19 protein-coding genes and 1 tRNA gene are annotated in these 23,432 nt (G+C 71.5%); 12 read left to right on the top strand and 8 right to left on the bottom strand.

What is annotated here, in order from left to right:
* Positions 1–114: 114 nt before the first annotated feature.
* On the bottom strand, positions 115–1,086 hold the full coding sequence (gene speB / locus AC5P1B_RS03405) for an agmatinase (RefSeq protein ID WP_493884658.1): 972 nt from the start codon (positions 1,084–1,086) through the stop codon (positions 115–117).
* A gap of 323 nt (positions 1,087–1,409) precedes the next feature.
* On the opposite strand from speB, the gene AC5P1B_RS03410 reads away from it, so the two are divergent.
* Entirely contained in the window at positions 1,410–2,219 is an 810-nt protein-coding gene (locus tag AC5P1B_RS03410) for a phosphatase (RefSeq protein WP_493884659.1), read from the top strand.
* Positions 2,220–2,321: 102 nt separating this feature from the next.
* Here the strand turns inward: AC5P1B_RS03410 and AC5P1B_RS03415 are convergent, their stop codons facing one another.
* From AC5P1B_RS03415 to AC5P1B_RS03425, 3 genes are all read right to left on the bottom strand, one after another.
* Positions 2,322–3,224 carry an acyl-CoA thioesterase gene (locus tag AC5P1B_RS03415; protein WP_493884660.1) on the bottom strand — a complete coding sequence of 301 codons (903 nt, stop codon included), beginning with the start codon at positions 3,222–3,224 and terminating at the stop codon, positions 2,322–2,324.
* Between the two features lie 21 nt (positions 3,225–3,245).
* On the bottom strand, positions 3,246–4,403 hold the full coding sequence (locus AC5P1B_RS03420) for an acyl-CoA dehydrogenase family protein (protein WP_493884661.1): 1,158 nt from the start codon (positions 4,401–4,403) through the stop codon (positions 3,246–3,248).
* 369 nt (positions 4,404–4,772) lie between these two features.
* Positions 4,773–5,366 (bottom strand): SACE_7040 family transcriptional regulator, encoded by a 594-nt coding sequence (locus AC5P1B_RS03425; protein WP_493884843.1) that lies wholly within the window; start codon positions 5,364–5,366, stop codon positions 4,773–4,775.
* A gap of 262 nt (positions 5,367–5,628) precedes the next feature.
* Here AC5P1B_RS03425 and AC5P1B_RS03430 point away from each other — a divergent pair, with 262 nt between their 5' ends.
* From AC5P1B_RS03430 to glmS, 7 genes are all read left to right on the top strand, one after another.
* The gene (locus AC5P1B_RS03430) at positions 5,629–7,275 is read left to right on the top strand and encodes a carboxyl transferase domain-containing protein (RefSeq protein ID WP_493884662.1); all 1,647 of its coding nucleotides are present in this window, start codon (positions 5,629–5,631) and stop codon (positions 7,273–7,275) included.
* Positions 7,276–7,522: 247 nt separating this feature from the next.
* Entirely contained in the window at positions 7,523–9,832 is a 2,310-nt protein-coding gene (locus AC5P1B_RS03435; protein WP_493884844.1) for an acetyl/propionyl/methylcrotonyl-CoA carboxylase subunit alpha, read from the top strand.
* Entirely contained in the window at positions 9,829–10,779 is a 951-nt protein-coding gene (locus tag AC5P1B_RS03440; protein ID WP_493884663.1) for a hydroxymethylglutaryl-CoA lyase, read from the top strand. The genes AC5P1B_RS03435 and AC5P1B_RS03440 overlap by 4 nt, the downstream gene beginning before the upstream one ends.
* Before the next feature lie 2 nt (positions 10,780–10,781).
* Positions 10,782–11,948, top strand: a complete 1,167-nt coding sequence (locus AC5P1B_RS03445; protein WP_493884664.1) for an acyl-CoA dehydrogenase family protein — start codon at positions 10,782–10,784, stop codon at positions 11,946–11,948.
* A gap of 269 nt (positions 11,949–12,217) precedes the next feature.
* Entirely contained in the window at positions 12,218–13,096 is an 879-nt protein-coding gene (locus tag AC5P1B_RS03450) for a DUF4429 domain-containing protein (RefSeq protein ID WP_493884665.1), read from the top strand.
* A gap of 85 nt (positions 13,097–13,181) precedes the next feature.
* A complete protein-coding gene (locus AC5P1B_RS03455) occupies positions 13,182–13,481 on the top strand; it encodes a hypothetical protein (protein ID WP_493884666.1) in 300 nt (99 codons plus the stop codon).
* Between the two features lie 115 nt (positions 13,482–13,596).
* The gene (gene glmS / locus AC5P1B_RS03460; protein WP_493884667.1) at positions 13,597–15,417 is read left to right on the top strand and encodes a glutamine--fructose-6-phosphate transaminase (isomerizing); all 1,821 of its coding nucleotides are present in this window, start codon (positions 13,597–13,599) and stop codon (positions 15,415–15,417) included.
* Between the two features lie 531 nt (positions 15,418–15,948).
* Here the strand turns inward: glmS and AC5P1B_RS03465 are convergent.
* The gene (locus AC5P1B_RS03465; RefSeq protein WP_493884668.1) at positions 15,949–16,470 is read right to left on the bottom strand and encodes a universal stress protein; all 522 of its coding nucleotides are present in this window, start codon (positions 16,468–16,470) and stop codon (positions 15,949–15,951) included.
* 1,210 nt (positions 16,471–17,680) lie between these two features.
* Between AC5P1B_RS03465 and AC5P1B_RS03470 the strand changes: the two genes are divergently transcribed.
* The 4 genes from AC5P1B_RS03470 to AC5P1B_RS03485 all read left to right on the top strand — a co-directional run bounded on the left by AC5P1B_RS03470 (position 17,681) and on the right by AC5P1B_RS03485 (position 20,660).
* The gene (locus tag AC5P1B_RS03470) at positions 17,681–18,979 is read left to right on the top strand and encodes a helix-turn-helix domain-containing protein (RefSeq protein WP_493884669.1); all 1,299 of its coding nucleotides are present in this window, start codon (positions 17,681–17,683) and stop codon (positions 18,977–18,979) included.
* 5 nt (positions 18,980–18,984) lie between these two features.
* Positions 18,985–19,590: an oligoribonuclease gene (gene orn, locus AC5P1B_RS03475; protein WP_493884670.1), complete on the top strand. Its 606-nt coding sequence runs from the start codon at positions 18,985–18,987 to the stop codon at positions 19,588–19,590.
* Between the two features lie 101 nt (positions 19,591–19,691).
* Positions 19,692–19,764 (top strand) — tRNA-His (locus tag AC5P1B_RS03480).
* Positions 19,765–20,192: 428 nt separating this feature from the next.
* A complete protein-coding gene (locus AC5P1B_RS03485) occupies positions 20,193–20,660 on the top strand; it encodes a DUF6233 domain-containing protein (RefSeq protein WP_493884671.1) in 468 nt (155 codons plus the stop codon).
* A gap of 210 nt (positions 20,661–20,870) precedes the next feature.
* Here the strand turns inward: AC5P1B_RS03485 and AC5P1B_RS03490 are convergent, their stop codons facing one another.
* The 3 genes from AC5P1B_RS03490 to AC5P1B_RS03500 form a co-directional block, all read right to left on the bottom strand.
* Entirely contained in the window at positions 20,871–21,092 is a 222-nt protein-coding gene (locus AC5P1B_RS03490; protein ID WP_493884672.1) for a hypothetical protein, read from the bottom strand.
* 76 nt (positions 21,093–21,168) lie between these two features.
* Complete coding sequence (locus tag AC5P1B_RS03495; RefSeq protein ID WP_493884673.1) at positions 21,169–22,221, bottom strand: LacI family DNA-binding transcriptional regulator; 1,053 nt, start codon at positions 22,219–22,221, stop codon at positions 21,169–21,171.
* Positions 22,222–22,441: 220 nt separating this feature from the next.
* A complete protein-coding gene (locus AC5P1B_RS03500; RefSeq protein WP_493884674.1) occupies positions 22,442–23,380 on the bottom strand; it encodes a spermidine synthase in 939 nt (312 codons plus the stop codon).
* Positions 23,381–23,432: the final 52 nt, after the last annotated feature.

Genomic DNA, 23,432 nt, shown 5'->3' on the forward strand with positions numbered 1-23,432 from the left:
CCCGTCAATGATCGACGCAGCGCGTTCAAGAGATAAACAGATGACGTTGTCGGCGGATGGACGGGCGGCGTACCACCGCCCGACTCGGCGGCTCCGCTCAGCCCGCGCCTCCGCTCAGCCGCGAGCCTCCGCGATCTGCCGGGACATGATCGTCGTCAGCTCGTACGCCGTGTGCGAGGCAGCGACCGAGGTGATCTCCGCGTGGTCGTACGCCGGGGCGACCTCGACCAGGTCCGCGGAGACCAGGTGACAGTCGGACAGACCGCGCAGGATCTCCAGCAGCTCGCGCGAGGTGAGACCGCCGGCCTCCGGGGTGCCGGTGCCGGGCGCGTGGGCCGGGTCGAGGACGTCGATGTCGATGGAGATGTACAGCGGGCGGTCGCCGATGCGCTGCCGCAGCTGATCGGCCACCTCGTCCACGCCGCGCCGCATGACATCGGCGGAGGTGACGATGCCGAAGCCCATCTTCGCGTCGTCGTCCAGGTCCTTCTTCCCGTACAGCGGGCCACGGGTACCCACGTGGGAGAGCGCGGAGGTGTCCAGGATGCCCTCCTCGACCGCCCGGCGGAACGGCGTGCCGTGCGTGTACTCCGCACCGAAGTAGGTGTCCCAGGTGTCCAGGTGCGCGTCGAAGTGCAGCAGCGCGACCGGGCCGTGCTTACGGGCGACCGAACGCAGCAGCGGCAGCGCGATCGTGTGGTCTCCGCCCAGCGTCATCATGCGCGCGCCGGTGTCCAGCAGATCGTCGGCGGCGGCCTGGATGGTCTCGACGGCCTCGTCGATGTTGAACGGGTTCGCGGCGATGTCACCGGCGTCGGCGACCTGCGCGAGCGCGAAGGGCGACGCGTCCTGCGCCGGGTTGTACGGGCGCAGCAGCCGCGACGCCTCACGTATCGCGTTGCCGCCGAAGCGCGCGCCCGGCCGGTAGGAGACGCCGCTGTCGAAGGGAACGCCGACCACGGCGACGTCGGCCGTGCCGCCGACCTCATCGAGGCGCGGCAGCCGCGCGAAGGTCGCGGGTCCGGCGTAGCGCGGAATGCGGGACGAGTCGACGGGGCCCACAGGCTCCCGGGGCGCGGTGCTCATGCGACGGCCTTCCAGGCGATGCGGCGCCGCTGCCGGAGATCGTGCCGACGGCAGCGGAACGGGGCGGAGGACGACCCGTAGTGCGGCGGCGCGACGGCGGTGGCCTCCCGGCAGCGGCGTACAGGTGTCACTGGAGAGTACGAGCCTGGCGGACCAGTACGACATATACGTTCCGGGGCAGGCTCGGCCCTCGTTTTAGCCACCCTGTCCATGACGCTCATCACGGTGCGCGTACGCGGGGGGGCGTGAACGTCGCGCGGAGCCGAAGGCTTGCATCCATCGTTGATCAGACGTTCAGCCCATCTGGGGCCGCGCGCGGCACAATGGTCAGCATGCCGATACCCAGTCCCGTGCCCGACCGAGCCGAATTGGCCGATCACTTGGCACGCACCCGCATCGCGGGCAATGTCGCCACCCCTCGCGAGAACAACCTCGCCCACTACCGCAAGCTCGCGAACGGCGACCGGAACTTCTGGTTCGGCCTGGAGCTCGGCGACCGCTGGCGGGACGAGCAGGACGTGCTGGCCGTGATGGCGGAGCGGTGCGGCGTCATCGACGACCCGGAGTACCGCGGTGGCCAGGACACGATCGACCCCGAACTGACGATCGCCGCGCTCGACCGGATGGCCTCGGTGCTGCGCAAGGCCGCGGAGAGCCAGAGCCGGGTGCTGTTCGCCACCGGGCACCCGGGCGGTCTGATCGACGTGCACCACGCGGTGGCGGCGGGGCTGCGCGCCGAGGGCTGCGAGATCGTGGAGATCCCCGGTGGGCTCCAGGCCGACGAGGGGTTCGTGTTCCAGTTCGCCGACGTCGCGATGCTGGAGCGCGGCGCGACGCTGTGGCACACCCACTCCCCCGAGCCGATGGCGGCGATCCTCGACGGGCTGGCCCAGGAAGGGCGCCCGCTGCCGGATCTGGTGGTCGCCGACCACGGCTGGGCCGGGTGCGCCGGGCAGCGCGGCATCGACGCGGTCGGCTACGCGGACTGCAACGACCCCGCGCTGTTCATCGCTGAGGCGGAAGGCACGCTGGCGGTCACCGTGCCGCTCGACGACCACGTGACCAACCCGCGCTTCTACGACCCCATGACGGCGTACTTGCTGGACGCGGCCGGGCTGGTGGCACTGCCGTAACGGGCCGTCGTCACAGGCAGCCGTACCGGGCCTGCCGTACCGGGCCTGCCGTGACGGGCTGCCGCAGCGGGCTGCCGTAACGCCGTCGCGTCCGGCCCCTGTCTAGCCGTCGCCGGACGTCCGGGCGCGCGGGACGCGGATCATGCCCTCCTGGATCACCGAGACCGCCAGCCGCCCGTCCGAGGTGAAGATGCGGCCCTTGCCCAGGCCGCGGCCGCCGGACGAGGACGGGCTCTCCTGGTCGTACAGCAGCCAGTCGTCGGCGCGGAACGGGCGGTGGAACCACATCGCGTGGTCCAGACTGGCGCCCACCACGTCGCCGATGACCCAGCCGCCCCTGCCGTGCGCGAGCAGGATCGAGTCGAGCAGCGTCATGTCGGACACGTAGGTCACCAGGCAGATGTGCAGCAGCGGGTCGTCATGCACGCCGTCGAGCTTGCCGTTCGTACGGAACCACACCTTCGACCTCGCCTCGCGCGGCCGACCGGCGCTGACGAACGGCGGGTCGTCCACGTACCGCAGATCGACCGCGGCCCGCGCCTTGATCAGCCGGGGGATGACGTCCGGGTCGGGGAACCGGTCGGCATACCGGTGCAGCGTCTCCTCGGTGGTCGGCAGGGTCAGCGGGTCGGGCGCCGCGGGCATCTCCTCCTGGTGCTCCATGCCCTCCTCGTCCAGCTGGAAGGACGCGGAGAGGTGGAAGATCGGCCGCCCGTGCTGCACGGCGACGACCCGGCGGGTGGTGAAGGAGAAGCCGTCCCTGATGCGGTCGACGGTGTAGACGATGGGCGCCCCGGGGTCGCCTGTCCGCAGGAAATACGCGTGCAGGGAGTGCGGCGGCCGGTCGGGCGGCACGGTGCGGCCCGCGGCGACCAGCGCCTGGGCCGCGACCTGGCCACCGAAGACCCGCGGCACCAGCGAGGTCCGGCTGGTGCCGCGGAAGATGTCCCGGTCGATCGTCTCAAGGTCGAGCAGATCGAGCAGGTCCTCAAGTGCTTCGCTCATGGTCGGCGCAGTCTCGCAGACTCACAGGCCCATGGACTTGGCGATGATGGAACGCATGACCTCGCTGGTCCCGCCGTAGATGCGGGTGACGCGGGTGTCCGCGTACAGGCGCGAGACCGGGTACTCCTGCATGTAGCCGTAGCCGCCGTGGAGCTGGAGGCACTTGTCGATGACGACGGCCGCGCGCTCGGTGGTGAAGAGCTTGGCCGAGGCGGCGTCGGCGGCCGACAGCTCGCCGAGGTCGTGGGCCTCCAGCGCCCGGTCCACCACCGCCTGCATGGCGTCCACCTCGGACTTGCAGTCCGCCAGTACGAACTTGGTGTTCTGGAAGGAGGCCACGGACTTCCCGAAGACCTCGCGCTCCTGGACGTACTGCTTCGCGAACCCGACGGCGGCGGCCGCCTGCGCGTACGCGCTGAACGCGATGCCCAGGCGCTCCTGCGGGAGGTTCTGCCCGAGGTAGGAGAACGCCTCGCCCTCCTCGCCGAGCCGGTCCTCGACGGGCACCTTGACGTCGGTGAAGGACAGCTCGGCGGTGTCGGAGGTCTTCAGGCCGAGCTTTTCCAGCTTTCGGCCGACCGCGTAGCCCTCGGACGTGGTGTCCACGACGAGCAGCGTGATCCCGGCCCGGCGGTCCTCCGGGGACGGCGGCGCGGTGCGCGCGCAGACGATGACGCGGTCGGCGAGCACGCCGCCGGTGATGAACGTCTTGGAACCGTTGAGGACGTAGTGGGTGCCGTCCTCGGAGAGCCTGGCGGTGGTCCTCATACCGGCCAGGTCGGAGCCGGTGCCCGGCTCGGTCATCGCGATGGCCGTCATCATGTCGCCCGTCACGAACGGCGGCAGCCAGCGGCGCTTCTGCTCGTCGTTGGCGTACGACAGGAAGTACGGCAGGCAGAGCGCGGTGTGCACCCCGGAGCCGCCGAAGCTGACTCCGGCCCGTGCGCACTCCTCGGTGATCACGGCGTTGAACTTGAAGCTGGTCTCCCCCGCGCCGCCGTACTCCTCCGGCACCTCGATGCCGAAGACGCCCAGCTCACCGAGCTTCTTGTAGAACTCGCGAGGCGCCTGCCCAGCCTCGATCCACTCGTCGTAGACGGGGACGACCTCGGCGGCGATGAAGTCGCGGATCGTCTCGCGGAATGCCTCGTGGTCCTCGTTGAACACCGTACGGCGCACGGCACCTCCTCTTCGCGGCCGGCCGTCCCGGGCCCCTCGCCCGGCCTTCGGCCGGGAGGCGCCCCAGAGAAACCCCCCGCTGCGCGGAGGCGGCGCTCGCCGTCTGGGTTCGTCAATGGATGGTCGCGGTCCACGCCCCAACCACCTAAGCGCTTGCTCAGTGAAAGCTACCCGCGCGTTGACAAAGCTGTCCAGAGTCGAACGACACGCGGCGCCGGGGCAGCACGGAGCGCACCCGGCCCATTCGGATACGTGTTCGCCGGGCCACGCTCGACGCGGGGCGGGGCGGGGCGGAGCGGAGTGGCGAGCGAGGCCCGGCGCGGGGCCACGAGGGGCTCGGGCCACCGCGCCGGGGCAGGGGCGAGGGGGTCAGAGCGCGCCGAGGGCGCCGTGGGCCAGGCGGCGCAGCAGCGCCGCGGTCGCCTCACGGCCGGGCAGGATGCTGGAGTGCCCTATGTGAGGGGTGGAGTTCAGCAGCCCGAACACCGCGTGGACGGCCGCCCTGACCTGCGTTTCCGAGGCGTCGGGGCGCAGCTCACGCACCACCTCGACCCACAGCTCGACGTACTGCCGCTGAAGCTGGCGCACCAGTTTTCGGTCGGTGTCGCGCAACTGGCCGAGCTCGCGGTCGTGGAGGGTGATCAGCGGTCGGTCATCGAGGGCGAACTCGATGTGCCCGTCGATGAGCGAGTCGAGCACCCCCGCGGGGCCATCGTCCGCTTCGGCCGCTTCGGCGACGCGGCGCTTACCTCCGGCCAGCAGTCGGCCGCTGATGCCGACGAGTAGCTCGGCGAGCATCGCGTCCTTCCCGGCGAAGTGCCGGTACAGGCCGGGGCCGCTGATGCCCACGGCGGCTCCTATCTCATCGACGCCCACACCGTGGAAGCCGCGCTCGGCGAACAGCCGCGCCGCCTCGCTCAGGATCTGCTCGCGGCGGGTGGGTGCGGGAGCTTGGGTGCTCAGGACTGGTTTGCTCACACATTCATTCTAGACAGCGGCGTTAGTGGTCGTTAACCTGATGGCAACAGTTAACGCTCATTAACTGCGTGCCGATCAGTCATGCCGGTCGGTCAAGCCAACCAGCCATGCGACTGATCATCCGGATATCCGGCCACCCGCTGTCCGGTCACAGACATCCAAAGACCCGGACAGCGAGGACCCGGACAGCGAGTCGTCCAGTCAGTCATCAACCAGTCAGTCATCAATCGCAAGGGAGCCCGACGGTATGGGGCAGGCACCAGCGCTGACCAGCGGCGCCGATCCGGCGTCCGACGCATGGCGGGCCAACGAGGCCGCGCATCGCGAGCTGGCGGCGCGGCTCCGGGAGAAGCTCGCGCAGGCGCGGCTGGGCGGCGGCGAGCGCGCCCGCGCACGGCACGCGGCGCGCGGCAAGCTCCTGCCGCGCGAGAGAGTGGACGCGCTGCTCGACCCGGGCTCGCCGTTCCTTGAGCTGGCGCCACTGGCCGCCGACGGGATGTACGACGGGCAAGCACCGGCCGCGGGCGTGATCGCCGGTGTGGGCCGGGTCTCGGGGCGCGAGGTCGTCGTCGTCGCCAACGACGCCACGGTCAAGGGCGGCACGTATTACCCGATGACGGTCAAGAAGCATCTGCGCGCCCAGGAAGTCGCCCTGGAGAACCGGCTCCCCTGTCTCTACCTCGTCGACTCCGGCGGCGCGTTCCTGCCCATGCAGGACGAGGTCTTCCCCGACCGCGAGCACTTCGGCCGGATCTTCTACAACCAGGCCCGCATGTCGAGCGCGGGCATCCCGCAGATCGCGGCGGTCCTCGGGTCCTGCACGGCGGGCGGCGCCTACGTCCCCGCCATGAGCGACGAGGCCGTGATCGTGCGCGACCAGGGCACGATCTTCCTGGGTGGTCCGCCGCTGGTGAAGGCCGCGACCGGCGAGGTCGTCACGGCGGAGGAGCTGGGCGGCGGCGAGGTCCACTCCAAGGTCTCCGGGGTGACCGACCACCTCGCCGAGGACGACGCGCACGCGCTGAGCATCGTCCGGACGATCGTCTCGACGCTGCCGGAGCGCGGCGATCTGCCGTGGTCGGTCGGGCCTGTGGAAGAGCCCGCGGTGGACCCCGCCGGGCTGTACGGGGTGGTGCCCGCGGACTCCCGTACCCCGTATGACGTGCGTGAGGTGATCGCGCGGGTGGTCGACGGCTCGCGGTTCGCCGAGTTCAAGTCCGAGTTCGGGACGACGCTGGTGACGGGCTTCGCGCGGATTCACGGCCACCCGGTCGGCATCATCGCCAACAACGGCATCCTGTTCTCGGAGTCCGCCCAGAAGGGCGCCCACTTCATCGAGCTGTGCGACCAGCGCGGCATCCCCCTGGTCTTCCTCCAGAACATCTCGGGCTTCATGGTCGGGCAGCAGTACGAGGCGGGTGGCATCGCCAAGCACGGCGCCAAGATGGTCATGGCCGTGGCCTGCGCCCGGGTGCCGAAGCTGACCGTCGTCGTCGGCGGCTCCTACGGTGCCGGCAACTACTCGATGTGCGGCCGGGCGTATTCGCCACGCTTCCTGTGGATGTGGCCCAACGCCAAGATCTCCGTGATGGGCGGCGAGCAGGCCGCCTCGGTGCTGGCGACCGTCAAGCGGGACCAGCTGGAGTCGCGCGGCGAGGAGTGGTGCCAGGAGGACGAGGAGGCTTTCCGCGCCCCCGTCCGCGCCCAGTACGAGACCCAGGGCAACGCGTACTACGCCACAGCCCGGTTGTGGGACGACGGGGTCATCGACCCGCTGGACACCCGGACCGTGCTCGGCCTGGCCCTCACCGCCTGTGCGAACGCGCCGCTGCCGGGCACCCCGGGGTTCGAGCCCGCGGGCGCGGCCCCCGGCTACGGCGTCTTCCGGATGTGAGAGGCGCACCATGACAAGTACGGATCCCACAACAGACCGCCTGACGGCAGACCGTGTGACGACGGACCGCCTGACGGCGGGCCCGCCGGTGACGGCCCCCCTGACGAGCGGCGGCACGAGGGGAAGCACGACGAACTACGCGCCGGACAACACGACAGCCGACCCGACAGCCGATCCGGCAGCCGACATGGCGGGCCAGTCGGCGGGACAGATGACGGAGCAGGTGACGCAGCAGGTGACAGCGGCGATGTTCGACACCGTCCTGGTCGCGAACCGCGGCGAGATCGCGGTGCGCGTGATCCGCACACTGCGCGAACTCGGCGTGCGTTCGGTCGCCGTGTTCAGCGACGCCGACGCGGACGCCCGGCATGTGCGCGAGGCGGACACGGCGGTCCGTATCGGCCCCGCCGCCGCCTCGGAGAGCTATCTGTCCATCGAGCGGCTGCTCTCCGCCGCCGCGCGGACGGGCGCCCAGGCCGTCCATCCCGGCTATGGCTTCCTCGCCGAGAACGCCGCATTCGCCCGGGCCTGCGCCGAAGCGGGCCTGGCCTTCATCGGTCCGCCCGCGGCGGCGATCGAGCTGATGGGCGACAAGATCCGCGCCAAGGAGACGGTGCGGGCCGCCGGTGTGCCCGTGGTGCCCGGCTCATCCGGCAGCGGGCTGACCGACGCTCAGCTCATCGAAGCCGCCCGTGAGATCGGCGTCCCCGTGCTGCTGAAGCCCTCAGCGGGCGGCGGCGGTAAGGGCATGCGGCTGGTGCGCGACGAGGCGCTGCTCGGCGAGGAGATCGCGGCGGCCCGGCGCGAGGCACGCGGCTCCTTCGGCGACGAGACGCTGCTGGTCGAGCGCTGGGTGGACCAGCCCCGGCACATCGAGATCCAGATCCTCGCCGACACCCACGGGAACGTCATCCACCTCGGCGAGCGCGAGTGCTCGCTGCAACGTCGCCACCAGAAGATCATCGAGGAGGCCCCGAGCCCTCTCCTCGACGAGGCGACCCGGGCGGCCATGGGCGAGGCAGCCGTGCAGGCAGCGCGCTCCTGCGGATACACCGGCGCGGGCACGGTCGAGTTCATCGTCCCGGGCAGGACCCATGACCGGGGGCCCTCCCGTGAGCCCGGCGACTACTTCTTCATGGAGATGAACACCCGCCTCCAGGTGGAGCATCCGGTGACCGAGCTGATCACCGGCCTGGACCTGGTCGAGTGGCAGCTGCGCGTCGCCGCGGGTGAGCGGCTTCCCTACGAGCAGCGTGATGTCACGCTGAGCGGGCATGCCGTCGAGGCCCGTATCTGCGCGGAGACCGTGCGCGCCGCGGGCGCCGGTGACCGGGTCGACTTCCTCCCGTCCGCCGGGACCGTGGTCGCGCTGGGCGAACCGACCGGTGACGGCGTCCGGGTCGACTCGGGACTCACCGCCGGCACGGAGGTCGGCACCGCCTACGACCCGATGCTCGCCAAGGTCATCGCCCACGGCCCGGACCGGCCCACGGCCCTGCGGCGGCTGCGCGCAGCCCTTGCCGAGACCACGATCCTCGGCCTCGACACCAACACGGGCTTCCTGCGGCGGCTGCTGGCCCACCCGGATGTGGCCTCCGGCGCGTTGGACACCGGCCTCGTGGACCGGGCTGCGGCCTCCCTCACCCCGTCCACCATCCCGGCCGAGGTGTACGCGGCGGCGGCGCTGCTGCGGCAGGCCGCCCTGGAGCCGGATGCCGGGCAGGCGGCGGGCAGCGCGGGCCCGGGCTGGACCGACCCCTTCTCCGTGCCCACGGGCTGGCGGCTCGGCGGGCTGAGTGCTCAGACGGTGCACCACGTGCGCGTTCCCGGCCATGACCCGGTGGCCGTCCGGGTGCGTGGCCGCGCGGACGAAGCGGAGGTCGGCGTCGCGGACGCGGCGCCGGTCGCCGCCCGGCTGACCGCGACGGGCAGCACGGCGGGCACACCCCGGGTGCTGCTGGAGTGGGAGGGCGTGACGCATGTGTTCGCCCACGCCAGGGACAGCGCCGCAGGAGGCTACTGGCTCGCTCGCGACGGCGACGCCTGGCATGTCGCCGACCACGACCCGGTGGAGGCCGCCCTGCGCGGTGGCGCGGGAGGCGCGCACGCGGGCACGCTCACCGCGCCGATGCCCGGCACGGTCACCGTGGTCAAGGCCGCCGTCGGAGACGTGGTCACGGCAGGCCAGAGCCTGCTGGTCGTCGAGGCGATGAAGATGGAGCACGTCATCTCGGCCATACACGACGGCACGGTCACCGAGCTGGACGTCACCGCGGGCAGCACCGTCGCCATGGACCAGGTGCTGGCCGTGGTCACTCCGCACGAGACGGCGGGTGAGCCGGCAGCGGAGGCGCCGGGCGGCGCCGGCAGTACGACCGAAAGCGCCGACGGCCCCGGCCCGAGCGGCGGCGCGGACGGCAGCGGCAGCGCGGCAGTGGACGGTGTCGCGACGCGGGCCGCCGCGGCGGAGACCGTCGCCCCGGCCGGTGTGCCATCCGCCGCGCGGGAGTCCGCCCCCGCCGCCGGTCAGCATGGGCGTGAGGAGGGCAAGCGATGATCGATGGACGCCCCATGGCCGTCCACGCTCCTGGGCTCCCTGCCCGGGTCCGCATCCACGAGGTGGGCGCCCGCGACGGCCTCCAGAACGAGAAGACGGTCGTTCCCGTCGAAGTGAAGGCCGAGTTCATCCGGCGCCTCGCCGACGCCGGGCTCGGCACGATCGAGGCGACGAGCTTCGTCCACCCCAAGTGGGTCCCGCAGCTCGCCGACGCGGAACAGCTGATGCCCATGCTGGACGACGTCGGGGAGCGCGGCGTCCGGCTGCCGGTCCTCGTGCCCAACGAGCGCGGGCTCGACCGCGCGCTGGCCCTCGGTGTGCGCGAGATCGCCGTGTTCGGCAGCGCCACCGAGTCCTTCGCGAAGGCCAACCTGAACCGCACGGTGGACGAGGCCCTGGCCATGTTCGCGCCGGTCGTCGCCAAGGCCGTCGAGGCCGGGGTGCGGGTGCGCGGCTATCTGTCGATGTGCTTCGGCGACCCGTGGGAAGGCCCTGTGCCCGCCGAACGGGTCGCCGACGTCAGCCGTCGGCTGCTCGATCTCGGCTGCGACGAGCTGAGCATGGGCGACACCATCGGCGTGGCGACCCCGGGGCATGTCATGGCATTGCTGAGCGCGCTCAACGAGGCGGGCGTGCCGACCGGCAGGATCGGCGTCCACTTCCACGACACCTACGGCCAGGCCCTCGCCAACACGCTCGCCGCCCTCCAGCACGGCGTGACCACCGTCGACGCCTCCGCCGGTGGCCTCGGCGGCTGCCCCTACGCGAAGAGCGCCACCGGCAACCTCGCCACCGAAGACCTCGTGTGGATGCTCCACGGCCTCGGTATCGAAACCGGGGTCGACCTCGGCCGTCTCACCGCCACCAGCGTGTGGATGGCCGACCAACTGGGCCGACCCAGCCCCTCACGCACCGTTCGTGCCCTCTCCCACAAGGAGGAGTCGTAGCCATGTCGCTCGACCACCGTCTGTCCCCCGAACACGAGGAACTGCGCCGGACTGTCGAGGCGTTCGCGCACGACGTCGTCGCACCGAAGATCGGCGAGTACTGGGAGCACCACGAGTTCCCGTACGAGATCATCCGTGAGATGGGCCGCATGGGCCTGTTCGGTCTGCCGTTCTCCGAGGAGTACGGCGGCATGGGTGGGGACTTCCTCGCCCTGTGTCTGGCCATCGAGGAGCTGGCGCGCGTGGACTCCTCCGTCGCCGTCACCCTCGAAGCCGGGGTCTCCCTGGGGTCCATGCCGATCTACCTCTACGGCACCGAGGAGCAGAAGCGGACCTGGCTGCCGGGCCTGTGCGCCGGGGAGACGCTGGGCGCCTTCGGCCTGACCGAGCCCGGTGGCGGCTCGGACGCGGGCGGCACGCGCACCACGGCCCGCCTCGACGAGGACACGAACGAGTGGGTGATCAACGGCACCAAGTGCTTCATCACCAACTCCGGCACCGACATCACCTCGCTGGTCACCGTCACCGCCGTCACCGGCCGCAAGCCCGACGGCCGCCCGCTGATCTCGTCGATCATCGTGCCGTCCGGCACCCCGGGCTTCACGGTGGGCGCCCCGTACTCCAAGGTCGGCTGGAACGCCTCCGACACCCGCGAGCTGTCCTTCGCCGACTGCCGCGTCCCCGCGGCGAACCTGCTGGGCGAGAAGGGCCGCGGTTACGCGCAGTTCCTGCGCATCCTCGATGAGGGCCGGATCGCCATCTCCGCGCTCGCCACCGGCCTCGCCCAGGGCTGTGTGGACGAGTCCGTGTCGTACGCGAAGACCCGTGAGGCGTTCGGCAAGCCGATCGGCGCGAACCAGGCCATCCAGTTCAAGATCGCGGACATGGACATGCGCGCGCACACCGCCCGTACGACATGGCGGGACGCGGCCTCCCGCATGGTGCTGGGCGAGCCGTTCAAGAAGCAGGCGTCCCTCGCCAAGCTCTACTCCTGCGAGGTCGCCGTCACCAACGCCAGGGAGGCCACCCAGGTGCACGGCGGCTACGGCTTCATGAACGAGTACCCGGTGGCCCGCATGTGGCGCGACTCCAAGATCCTGGAGATCGGCGAAGGAACCAGCGAGGTCCAGCGCATGCTCATCGCCCGCGAGCTGGGCCTGGAGGACTGACCACCCCGACCGCCCCCGCAACCGCACCCGCACCCGCTGCCGCGTCCGCACCCGCACCCGCCACCACCGCTCCGGCCGGGGACCCGGCACCCGGAGGCCCCGCGCCGAAACCGCAGCGGGCGGGGCGGCAGCCCCACCGGGGCCGTCCCGCCGCTGGGGCGGCCACCGGCGAGTGGTTCAACACGCGTGCTCCGCGCGGGCGCTGACGCGCGGCTGACGGGGCGGGCAGGCCCCGCTCCGCTCCGGTGGCGCGTGGAAGAATCTGGGCCATGACGGAGATCATCCAGAAGGACGGCACGTGGACCTTCGACGGGGACGTCGTACGCGTCGTGCCGGGGCGGGACAAGGGCGTCAGCCTCGCCCGGCAGGCGCTCGGTGAACTCGTGGTGCCGTTGCAGGCGCTGGCCGGGGTGGCGTTCGAGTCGGGCCGCAAGACGGGGCGGCTGCGGATGCGGCTTCGTGAGGGCGCGGACCCGCTGCTGCAAGCGGCGGGCGGACGGCTGCCGGACGCCGCCGACCCGTATCAGCTGTCGGTCGAGGCGGACCGCTCCGGCGTCGCCGAGTACTTCGTGGATGAGCTCCGCAACGCGCTGCTGCTCGACCAGGTGCCGTCCACCCCCTGCGACCGGTACCTGCTGCCCGGTCCCTCGGTGCCGATGACGGCGTCGGCGGGCGACGGCACGGCCTCCTTCGACGGCGAGACCATCCGGCTGGAGTGGAACTGGAAGACGGAGGATTCCAAGAAGTCCGCCGGGACCCAGGTCTTCTCCGTGGCGGACGTCGACGCGGTGGAATGGCTCCCGGCCGTGGGCCTGGAGAACGGTTACCTGCGCTTCGTCGTGGCCAAGGCCGGGACGAAGGCACCGCCGAAGTACGACCCGCGCTCCGTCGAGCTGTACGGCTTCAAGAAGGACCCGCTGATGGCGCTGATCGCGGCAGCTGTCACCGCCCGGATGCCGCACCCCAGCGCGCCGCCCGAGCCCGCCCCCGCCCCGTCCGCCCTGTCGTCCGGCGGCAAGGACAGCGGTGGCGGCGACCACGACGCCCTCCTGCGGCGGCTGCGGGAGCTGGGCGACCTGCACCGCGAGGGGATACTGACCGACGACGAGTTCAGCACGGCGAAACAGGCCCTGCTGCGCCGCTTCTAGCCAGAAAATCCGCACATCCGCTCATCCCTGCCCGGTATCGGGCAGATTTCTTGCGAAACTCTCCGCATCCACGCACTATCGACGGGTGCTCGAACGCCGCAAGCGAAGTGATGGTGCCAGCCACGCTTCCCATGACGACCTCGTCGACCACCTGGTGCGCAGCTCTCCACTCAGTCGCGGTGAGGCCACCCGGGTGGTGCTCGACGTACTGGCGTACTTCGACGAGACGACGGAGGAGTACGTCCGCCGCCGCCACCGCGAGCTGCAGTCCGCAGGGCTGACCAACGCGGACATCTTCGAGCGGATCGCGGCCGAGCTGCCGCACCGCGCGGTGGCGCCACCGGACCTCTCACTGCGGCAGCTGCGCCGGATCGTCTACGGCTGAACGAGCCGCCTGCGGGCCCGGTCAGCCCCCTGCACGGCTCATCAGGCCGAGCAGGCGCCCACCACGTCGCCTCAGGCAACCGAAGACCACACACACCACGCGGGAGGGACTGCTCATGTGCGGGATCGTTGGATATATCGGAAAACGCGACGTCGCCCCGCTGCTGCTCGAAGGGCTGCAGCGGCTGGAGTACCGGGGGTATGACTCGGCCGGTATCGCCATCCACGCCAGCGCCAAGGGCGGCGGCCTGAAGACCGCGAAGGCCAAGGGCCGGGTCCGCGAGCTGGAGTCCCGGCTGCCCAAGCGCTTCGCCGGTTCGGTCGGCATCGCGCACACCCGGTGGGCCACCCACGGCGCCCCCAACGACGACAACGCCCACCCGCACACGGACGCGGACGGCAAGGTCGCCATCGTCCACAACGGCATCATCGACAACGCCTCCATGCTGCGCGCCAAGCTGGTCGCCGACGGCGTGGAGTTCACCTCGGAGACCGACTCGGAGGTGCTCGCGCACCTGATCGGCCGCTCCGAGGCGGCGACCCTGGAGGAGAAGGTCCGTGAGGCGCTCCGCCTGATCGAGGGCACGTACGGCATCGCGGTGCTGCACGCGGACTTCCCCGACCGGATCATCGCCGCGCGCAACGGCTCGCCCGTGGTGCTCGGCATCGGCGAGAAGGAGATGTTCGTCTCCTCCGACGTCGCCGCCCTGGTCAGCCACACCCGCCAGGTGGTCACCCTGGACGACGGCGAGATGGCCACGCTGAAGGCCGACGACTACCGCACGTACACCACCGAGGGCAGCCGCACCTCCGCCTCCCCGACCACGGTGGAGTGGGAGGCCGAGTCGTACGACATGGGCGGCCACGACACGTACATGCACAAGGAGATCTGCGAGCAGGTCGAGTCCGTGGACCGGGTGCTGCGCGGCCGCATCGACGACCGTTTCTCCACGGTCCGCCTGGGCGGCCTGAACCTCGACGCCCGTGAGGCACGCGGGGTGCGCCGGGTGAAGATCCTCGGCTGTGGTTCGGCGTACCACACGGGCCTGATCGGGGCCCAGTTGATCGAGGAGCTGGCCCGCATCCCCGCCGACGCGGAGCCGGCGAGCGAGTTCCGCTACCGCAACGCGGTCGTCGACCCGGACACGCTCTACATCGCCGTCAGCCAGTCCGGCGAGACGTACGACACGCTCGCCGCCGTTCAGGAGTTGAAGCGAAAGGGCGCACGCGTCCTCGGCGTGGTCAACGTCGTCGGCAGCGCCATCGCGCGCGAGACCGACGGCGGCGTGTACGTGCACGCGGGTCCTGAGGTCTGCGTGGTCTCCACCAAGTGCTTCACCAACACCGCCGTCGCCTTCGCCCTCCTCGCTCTGCACCTCGGCCGCATCCGCGACCTGTCCGTCGCCGACGGCAAGCGGATCATCGCGGGCCTGCGCAAGCTCCCGGAGCAGATCGCGGAGGTGCTGCGCGGCGAGGAGGAGATCAAGAAGCTGGCGGCGCTGTACGCGGGCGCGAAGAGCATGATGTTCATCGGCCGTGTGCGCGGTTACCCCGTGGCCCGCGAGGCGTCCTTGAAGCTCAAGGAGGTCAGCTACGTGCACGCCGAGGCCTACCCGGCCTCGGAGCTCAAGCACGGGCCGCTCGCGCTCATCGAGCCGGACGTGCCGACGGTGGCGGTCCTGCCGGACGACGACCTGCTGGAGAAGAACCGCGCGACCCTGGAGGAGATCAAGGCGCGCAGCGGCCGCATTCTCGCCGTCGCCCACCAGGAGCAGGAGAAGGCCGACCACACGATCGTGGTGCCCCGCAACGAGGTCGAACTCGACCCCATCCTGATGGGCGTCCCGCTGCAACTGCTCGCCTACCACACGGCCCTGGCGCTCGGCCGGGACATCGACAAGCCGCGCAACCTGGCCAAGTCCGTCACCGTCGAGTAGAGCCCCCGGATCGGACAGCCGCACCGGGGAGCGGTGGGTGACTTCCCGCGCGTGCCACCACGCGCGCGGGAAGCCACCTCCCCTGTGCCGGCGTCGCCCTTACGCCGGCGGTGCGGCCAGCCCGCGCGGGAACCGTCACTCCCGCGCGGGTGGCGCGTCGCGCTTCGCTGGCGCGTCCGCGCTGCCACGTGACTGGGGTGTACCCCTCACAAACGCACAATCCACCTTTGCGGGCAAACAAACTTACCGACCGTCAGACCCCGGATGAATTCCGCCCGTTGGCCACCCGACCCGGTCTCTTCAGGCGCGCCCGCAGACGTCCACACGGCGGTCCCCACGAGCGCCCTGGCGGCGCTCAGCCGGTCCGGGAGCACGATGAGTCGCGGAGCGCGCCAGCGGGCGCCTGGGGCATCAGGCTCGTACGTCTCAGGCTCAGACGTCCCAGGCACACACATCTCAGGCTCGTACGTCCCAAGCCCGCACGTCCCAGGTCGGGCTGACCAGACTCGTACGTACCGCAGGACAGGTCGCCTACGGGATGACGATGACCGGGCGCTGCGCGCGGCGTGCCAGTCGTCCGGCGACGGAGCCGAAGATGCGGCCGACCAGCCCGTGCGTGGAGCCGACGACGATGGCGTCAGCCGAGTACTCGCGGCCGACCTCCTCCAGTTCGTGGCAGATGTCGCCGCCCCGTTCGACGAGAATCCACGGCACCTCGGAGAGATGGTCGGCGCAGGCGAGCTCCAGGCCGAGCACTTCGGTGCGGTGGTCGGGCACGTCGACGAAGACCGGTGGCTCGCAGCCCGCCCAGACGGTGGTCGGCAGCCGGTTGGCGACGTGGACGATGATCAGGCCGGAGCCGGAGCGGCGCGCCATGCCGATGGCGTACGCGAGGGCGCGCTCACTCGACATGGAGCCGTCGAAGCCGACCACTACGCCGTGCTGGAACGCCGGGTCGCAGGATTGGCGCATCTCTTCCGCCGCTTCGGGGTGCGCCGTCTGATCGGCGACCCGCTCGCGGTCGGCGGGTTCGGGGATTTCGTGACCGGCCATCTGTGTCTCGGCGAAGAAAGTCCTGTTGCGGAGGGGTGCGACGGGGGCGGCTTGCGGTTGGCGACGGACTGTGGACGCTGGATCGGAAGGGACGGAATTCGTCCGGGATTCATCTTTCCAAGCCCCTCCCCCTAAGGGTACGGCGCCCCGCCGGGGCTGCCCAGGGGCCGCCCTGGCGGGGCGGGCCGCGCGAGCTTCATCGGAGCATGCCGGAGGGGCGCTCTGAGCGCAATGCCCCAAGTGGCCCTTCGCCGGACACCTGGCAGTGACCCTGTGGCGAACACGGCGTTGTAGTACCCGCCAGCCGTCACCTGGAGGGAACGCGTCGTGCCCCGACTCAGCGAGTACACCCCCGGTGACGCTCCGCCCACCCGGTCGGCCACGGCTTCGGCCTCCGCGCCCGCGGGACGGCCCGGCCGGCAACCGCACCTCGCGCCCAGTTCCACGGCCACGGCGGCCCACCGCGCGGAGACGCGGCTCGCGGCACGCCCTGAGCCCGCCGCCGCCCGCCACCGCTCATGTCCGGCCCCCTCCCACGCGAGGCCGGCCGCCGCGCCACAGCCGGACCCGGCGAGCGACGTGATCCGCTGGGGCACCTTCAGCTGCGCCCTGGTGCCCGTCGTCCTGGTGGCGTGCGGCTCCTCGTTCGGCGGCGCGGTGGGCACCGCGCTGGGGCTGACAGCCGTGACCGCCGCGTGCCGGGCGTTGCTCCGGCAATCAGAGCGGCGCGCGGCTCACGCGGCCGCCGAACGGGCCTCGCAACCGCGCACATCGCGTGCGTACGGCGCTCGCCGAGGCGGCTGGTAGCCACCTCTTCCAAGAGGCGTACGCCGGTCGGCTGACCCGCTCGTACGTTTGCGGCCAACGGTTTTCAGCCAACTTCGGAACAAGTTGTCCCTGTTGGCAAACACCCCCCCAATCCCCCGTCTGACCAGCTAGGAAAGGAGTGTTGGGGGTGCGTACCCCCTACGGGGAGTGGGCGTGGGCGAAAGGCGCACTTCCCAGCGGGCGCTCCGAGTGCAACGCTTCGTGATCGAATGCTTTACGCCAAGTTGTCATGTCGACTTACGGGCGGGTGGTGAACTGGTCACGGTGACCACACGCGACGCAGTAGATTCGATCTTGGCCATGACCGGCGGGGGAACCGTTCAGGACCGAGGGGAAACGTGCAGGACCGAGAGGACGCGACCACCCAGGGGGGCTTAGTTCCATGAGCCAGGACTCCACAACCGTACCGGAGGCCGCCCGAAAGCTCTCCGGACGCCGCCGCCGGGAGATCGTCGCAGTGCTGCTCTTCAGCGGCGGCCCCATTTTCGAGAGCTCCATACCGCTCTCTGTCTTCGGCATCGACCGGCAGGACGCCGGCGTTCCTCGCTACCGATTGCTGGTGTGCGCGGGCGAAGACGTACCACTGCGCACCACTGGCGGACTCGAACTGACCGCGCCGTACGGCTTGGAGGCCCTCTCACGGGCCGGCACCGTCGTCGTACCGGCTTGGCGGTCGATCACCCAGTCTCCACCCACGGCCGCGCTTGACGCGTTGCGCCGCGCCCACGAAGAGGGCGCCCGCATCGTCGGCCTGTGCACCGGAGCGTTCGTACTGGCTGCCGCCGGACTGCTCGACGGCCGCCCCGCGACGACGCACTGGATGTACGCGCCGACGCTCGCCAAGCGCTATCCGTCCGTCCACGTGGACCCGAGAGAGCTGTTCGTGGACGACGGCGACGTGCTGACCTCAGCGGGCACAGCCGCGGGCATCGACCTGTGTCTCCATGTCGTACGTACCGACCACGGCGCCGACGCCGCGGGGGCGCTTGCCCGCCGCCTCGTCGTCCCGCCGCGCCGGTCCGGCGGTCAGGAGCGCTACCTCGACAGGTCATTACCAGAGGAAATCGGCGCCGACCCGCTGGCCGAGGTCGTCGCGTGGGCGCTGGAGCATCTGCACGAGCAGTTCGATGTGGAGGCGCTGGCGGCTCGCGCCTACATGAGCCGCCGGACCTTCGACCGGCGATTCCGCTCACTCACTGGGAGCGCTCCACTGCAGTGGCTGATCACCCAGCGGGTGCTGCAGGCGCAGCGGCTGCTGGAGACCTCCGACTACTCCGTCGACGAGGTCGCCGGACGCTGCGGCTTCCGCTCACCAGTCGCACTGCGCGGCCATTTCCGGCGGCAGCTGGGGTCCTCCCCCGCCGCCTACCGGGCGGCCTACCGGGCGCGCAGGCCACAGAGCGGCCCACCGGACCGCATCGACCGGACGGAACGCCACGAACGTGCCGACCGGGCCGAGCTGATGGAGCAGCGTCCCGGCGAGCCGGTGCCGGTACGCCGGGCACCGGTGGCGGCGGCGGCCGCGCACGGCGGCTCGACAAGCACGTCGGCCTTCGGGCACGGCGGCGCCGAACCCGGGAAACCGGAGTCGGACGCGTACGCCCCGCGCCTTCCCGAGCAGTCCGGCCGGGGCGTCGGTCGCGCCAGCCTGCCCGGCCAGCGGGAACGCCCCGTAGGGTGAAGCACATGAACGATCGCATGGTGTGGATCGACTGCGAGATGACCGGCCTCTCGCTGTCCGACGACGCGCTCATTGAGGTGGCCGCGCTGGTCACCGACTCCGAACTGAACATCCTCGGCGACGGTGTGGACATCGTGATCCGTCCACCCGCCGAAGCGCTCACCACCATGCCGGAGGTGGTGCGCGAGATGCACACCGCTTCCGGGCTGCTCGACGAGCTGGACGGCGGCACGACGCTCGCCGACGCCGAGCAGCAAGTCCTGGCGTACATCAGGGCGCAGGTGCCGGAGGCGGGGAAGGCACCGCTGTGCGGAAACTCGGTCAGCACCGACCGTGGTTTCCTGCTGCGCGACATGCCCGGCCTGGAGGGTCACCTCCACTACCGGATCGTCGATGTCTCCTCCATCAAGGAACTGGCCCGCCGCTGGTATCCGAGGGCGTACTTCAACAGCCCGGAGAAGAGCGGCAACCACCGGGCGCTCGCCGACATCAAGGAGAGCATCGCGGAGCTCCGCTACTACCGTGAGGCGGTCTTCGTGCCGCAGCCCGGTCCGGATTCGGCGACCGCCAAGACGATCGCGGAGAAGTACGTACTGCCCTCGTCGCCCTAGTGACGCAGCTCGCTCCCAGCTCCCAGAAAAGCTGGGAGCGAGCACCCCTTCAGACCCTGTACACTTTTTCTCGGCCGGTACGGAAAGCACCGGACAACGTGGTGGGTATAGCTCAGCTGGTAGAGCACCTGGTTGTGGTCCAGGATGTCGCGGGTTCAAGTCCCGTTACTCACCCTTAATGATCAAGGGCCTGACCTGCGAAAGCAGGGCAGGCCCTTCGTCGTGCCGAAAATTTGGGAACACGATGGGAACACAGGCCGGTGTGTCCCCGCGCGACCGCTGAAGCTTCGGTGCCCGCAGCGCCCCTGACACGACGTCACGCCACATCACGGACTACCGCCGCCCTTCACCGTCCCATCACCGCTGTGTCGTATTACTCCCACATCGACCATTCGCCACCATGCCGCCCATGTCGGCTACGCGGGGTACGACCCCCTTTCCCCTCTCTCGGCCACCCTCCCCACCGCCCCCTCGCCCCAGCGTGGCGCACGTCACTGAACAGGAAGCCGCACCGGTGGCGGGCCCGGGCTCGCCGGGCTGGAGTGCGACGTCCGGGCCGCCGAGGGCCAGCCCAACTCGATTATCGAACTATTATTCGATACGTGGAAGCGGAGCAGTGGCGGACGAAGGTGGGGCCCTGGGCCCGGGCGACCATGCCCGACGGGCAGGAGCTCGACGTCATCGTGACGAGCCGCATCCGCACGGCGGACGGCCGCTGGTGGTTCGAGTGCGAGGCGATCCTGCCGAGCCGCTACGAAGGGGACGGCGGCCTCACCCGGCCCGCCGGGGCGCCGACGCCGATCAGCGTGCACTCCGAGAAGATCGCTCCCATCCCCGGCGAGGACTACAGCGCCGTGCCCACGCTGGGCGCTGTCGCGGGCCGGCAGTGGGTGGTGGAGCCGCTGCGCCAGTTCGGCGAGGGACCATGGCAGCGGCTGCACCGGCGGGACTGCTGGCAGGCGCGGGACGCGCACGAGCGGGTGACGACGGCGGACGCGGCGGGGTTGCTGCGTACGGGCGCCGCGTCCGGGTGCGAGGCGTGCCACCCGGAACGCGCGCTGGGGCCCTGACGCAGCCTGGCGCTCACACCGCCTGGCGCTCACGCCCCGACGCCGACGCCCTGACGCCGCCCGCGTTCAGCAGATCATCACGCCCGGCCGCAGCGCCCTGGACACCTGCCCCCTGTCGTGCGCGTCGCCTGTCGTACGTGTCCGCCCGCCTCCGCGCGCGGGCGTACGCGTGGCCCGTGCGAGGCGCCTCGTACGGGGCCGTACCGGCGGCTAGCCAACAGGAGGCGGCCAGTGGTCCATGTCGCCGCCGCGCCACTCGATCTGGGCCGGGTCGTCGAGCGGGACCTCGTCCGGGTCGGCCCCGGCCCGGCGCAGGAACTCCGCTACGTCTCCCCGGCCGTGCGCGAGGCCGACGATCACGCCGCGGATCGTGACGCGACGCCCGCCCGACGGCGAGGGCGGGTGGACGATCACGGGAGGGTGGTCAGCCATGCCTCCAGCGTGCGCTGGAGACGAGCGCACCGCACATCGACGGCCCCGTCCCCGCCGGCATCGCCGGGGGCGGGGCTCAGGACGAGGCGCGGCAGACCAGTTCGGTGGGCAGCACGAGTCCGGGGTGGGGGGCTGGGGCGTCGTCCGCCGGGTGGTCCTTGATCTGTTCCAGCAGCGCCCGGGCCATGGCCCGGCCCATCTCCTCCGTCGACTGCCGGACGCTGGTCAGCGGCGGGTCCATGTGGCGGGCTATGGGCGAGTCGTCGAAGCCGACGAGGGCCACGTCGTCAGGCACCCGGCGCCCGCTCGCCCGCAGCGCCTGGCGGGCGCCCGCGGCCATCACGTCGGAAGCGGCGAACACCGCGTCCAGGTCGGGGTGCCGGTCGAGGAGGGCGGCCATCGCGCGCCTGCCGCCGTCCTCGGTGAAGTCGGCGTGCTCAGTCAGCCCGGGGTCGCGGGGCAGCCCGGCACAGTCCAGGGCGTCGCGGTAGCCGTCGAAGCGGCATTGGGCGACGTACATGTCGAGGGGTCCTGTGATGGTGGCGATGGACCGGCGGCCACGTTCCACCAGATGCGCCACGGCCGCCCGCGCGCCGCCGATGTTGTCGGAGTCGACGTACGGGACCGTCTCGCGGGCGGTACGGCGGCCCCCGAGTACGGCGGGCATGTCGATGCGCTCCAGCAGGTCCGGCAGCGGGTCGTCGGCGTGGACGGAGACCAGCAGCACGCCGTCGACGCGGTGCGCGGCGAGGTAGTCGCCGAGGCGTTTTCGCTCCTTGGGGGTGCGGACGAGGGTGAGCAGCAGTTGCAGATCGGTGTCGGCGAGTTCGGTGCCGACGCCCCGGATGATGTCGGAGAAGTACGGCTCGGCGAACAGCCGGGTCTCCGGCTCGGGGATGACCAGGGCGACGGCGTCGGCCCGGTTGGCGGCCAGCGCGCGGGCCACCCGGTTGGGCACGTACGCGAGGTCGGCGACCGCCTGCTCGACGGCGGCCCGGGTCCGCTCGCTGACCCGGGGCGATCCGTTGATCACCCGGGAGGCGGTGCCACGGCCGACTCCGGCACGCGCGGCGACCTCTTCCAGGGTGGGCCTGGCCCGCCCCGTCCCGTGCCGTCTGGTCGCCGCCATAGCCACCTCCGCCTCATGCGGCGTACCTCCGCCGCGCCGACAATCGGGGGACATTCAACAGCAGTCGGGTGACGCCGGCGCCGCCTCGCGCGTTGCTTTCCGGTGCTGGTCAGCGCCGACGCTTCAACTCTTCACCCGATGGGCGTCCTTGGGAGCCTTCCGCGTTCACCCACCGCACTCAGGAGCGGGCCGCGCACCCGGCCCGCGGTGCCCGCGTCGCTCACTCGAAGACGGCCGCGGGCGGCGCCGGGGACGGTGTGGCGCCCGCGTCGGTGGTGGGGGCCGCGCCGCCGGTGAAGTCGGCCAGCGCCCGGCCGTGTTCGACGCGGCCCAGGTGGGGGTCGCCTGCCACGCGCCGGGTCAGCTCGGCGACCGGCAGCGCCTCGTCACCGGCCAGCAGTACGGCGTTGCCGAAGCGCCGCCCGCGGAGCACCGCCGGGTCGGCGGTCAGGCACACCTCCGGAAAGACCGCGCGGGCGGTGGCGATCTGGGAGCGGAGGTACGCCAGCGGCGGGCCGTCGGCGATGTTCGCCGCGTACAGCCCGCCGGGCCGCAGCGCGCGGCGGACCTCGGTCAGGAATTCGGTGCTGGTCAGATGCGCGGGGGTGCGGGCGCCGTGGAACACGTCGGCGATGATCAAGTCGGCCCAGCCGTCCGGCACCTTGCCGAGTCCGGCACGGGCGTCGCCCCCGCGCACGCGGATGCGCCAGCCGCCCTCCAGGGGCAGCTCACGCCGGACGAACTGGACAAGCGCGGCGTCGAGTTCGACGATCTGCTGGGTCGAACGGGGCCGGGAGGCCGCGATATAGCGGGCGAGGGTGAAGGCGCCGCCGCCGAGGTGTACGGCCTGGAGGGAGCGGCCCGGCGGCGCGGCGAGGTCGGCGATGTGCCCGAGTCTGCGCTGGTACGCGAAGTCGAGGTACCCGGGGTCGTCGAGGTCCACGTGAGACTGCGGGGCGCCGTCGAGCAGCAGGGTCCAGCCGCGCGGCCGGTCGCGGTCGGGTATGAGTTCGGCGAGCCCGCCCTCGACGGGAGCGGTGACCGGCTCCGCGGCACGCCCGCGCGCACGCGTGCGCCGCGCCCCGTCCTCTTCCGGGGCCCGCTCGCCGCCGCCTGGCCGTTCGCCCGTTCGCTTCTTCCCGCGCATGCCCTTCGCCACCTGACCAGTATCGCCGCCGACCGGGCCGCCCCGGGACGGCGATGAGCCGCGC

It is taken from the genome of Streptomyces sp. A01, assembly GCF_059026195.1.

Excerpts from the sequence above, each read along its gene's own strand:
- speB (WP_493884658.1), bottom strand. The coding sequence starts at position 1,086 with ATGAGCACCGCGCCCCGGGAGCCTGTGGGCCCCGTCGACTCGTCCCGC.
- AC5P1B_RS03410 (WP_493884659.1), top strand. The coding sequence starts at position 1,410 with ATGGTCAGCATGCCGATACCCAGTCCCGTGCCCGACCGAGCCGAATTG.
- AC5P1B_RS03415 (WP_493884660.1), bottom strand. The coding sequence starts at position 3,224 with ATGAGCGAAGCACTTGAGGACCTGCTCGATCTGCTCGACCTTGAGACG.
- AC5P1B_RS03430 (WP_493884662.1), top strand. The coding sequence starts at position 5,629 with ATGGGGCAGGCACCAGCGCTGACCAGCGGCGCCGATCCGGCGTCCGAC.
- AC5P1B_RS03435 (WP_493884844.1), top strand. The coding sequence starts at position 7,523 with ATGTTCGACACCGTCCTGGTCGCGAACCGCGGCGAGATCGCGGTGCGC.
- AC5P1B_RS03440 (WP_493884663.1), top strand. The coding sequence starts at position 9,829 with ATGATCGATGGACGCCCCATGGCCGTCCACGCTCCTGGGCTCCCTGCC.
- AC5P1B_RS03445 (WP_493884664.1), top strand. The coding sequence starts at position 10,782 with ATGTCGCTCGACCACCGTCTGTCCCCCGAACACGAGGAACTGCGCCGG.
- AC5P1B_RS03450 (WP_493884665.1), top strand. The coding sequence starts at position 12,218 with ATGACGGAGATCATCCAGAAGGACGGCACGTGGACCTTCGACGGGGAC.
- glmS (WP_493884667.1), top strand. The coding sequence starts at position 13,597 with ATGTGCGGGATCGTTGGATATATCGGAAAACGCGACGTCGCCCCGCTG.
- AC5P1B_RS03465 (WP_493884668.1), bottom strand. The coding sequence starts at position 16,470 with ATGGCCGGTCACGAAATCCCCGAACCCGCCGACCGCGAGCGGGTCGCC.
- AC5P1B_RS03470 (WP_493884669.1), top strand. The coding sequence starts at position 17,681 with ATGAGCCAGGACTCCACAACCGTACCGGAGGCCGCCCGAAAGCTCTCC.
- orn (WP_493884670.1), top strand. The coding sequence starts at position 18,985 with ATGAACGATCGCATGGTGTGGATCGACTGCGAGATGACCGGCCTCTCG.
- AC5P1B_RS03490 (WP_493884672.1), bottom strand. The coding sequence starts at position 21,092 with ATGGCTGACCACCCTCCCGTGATCGTCCACCCGCCCTCGCCGTCGGGC.
- AC5P1B_RS03495 (WP_493884673.1), bottom strand. The coding sequence starts at position 22,221 with ATGGCGGCGACCAGACGGCACGGGACGGGGCGGGCCAGGCCCACCCTG.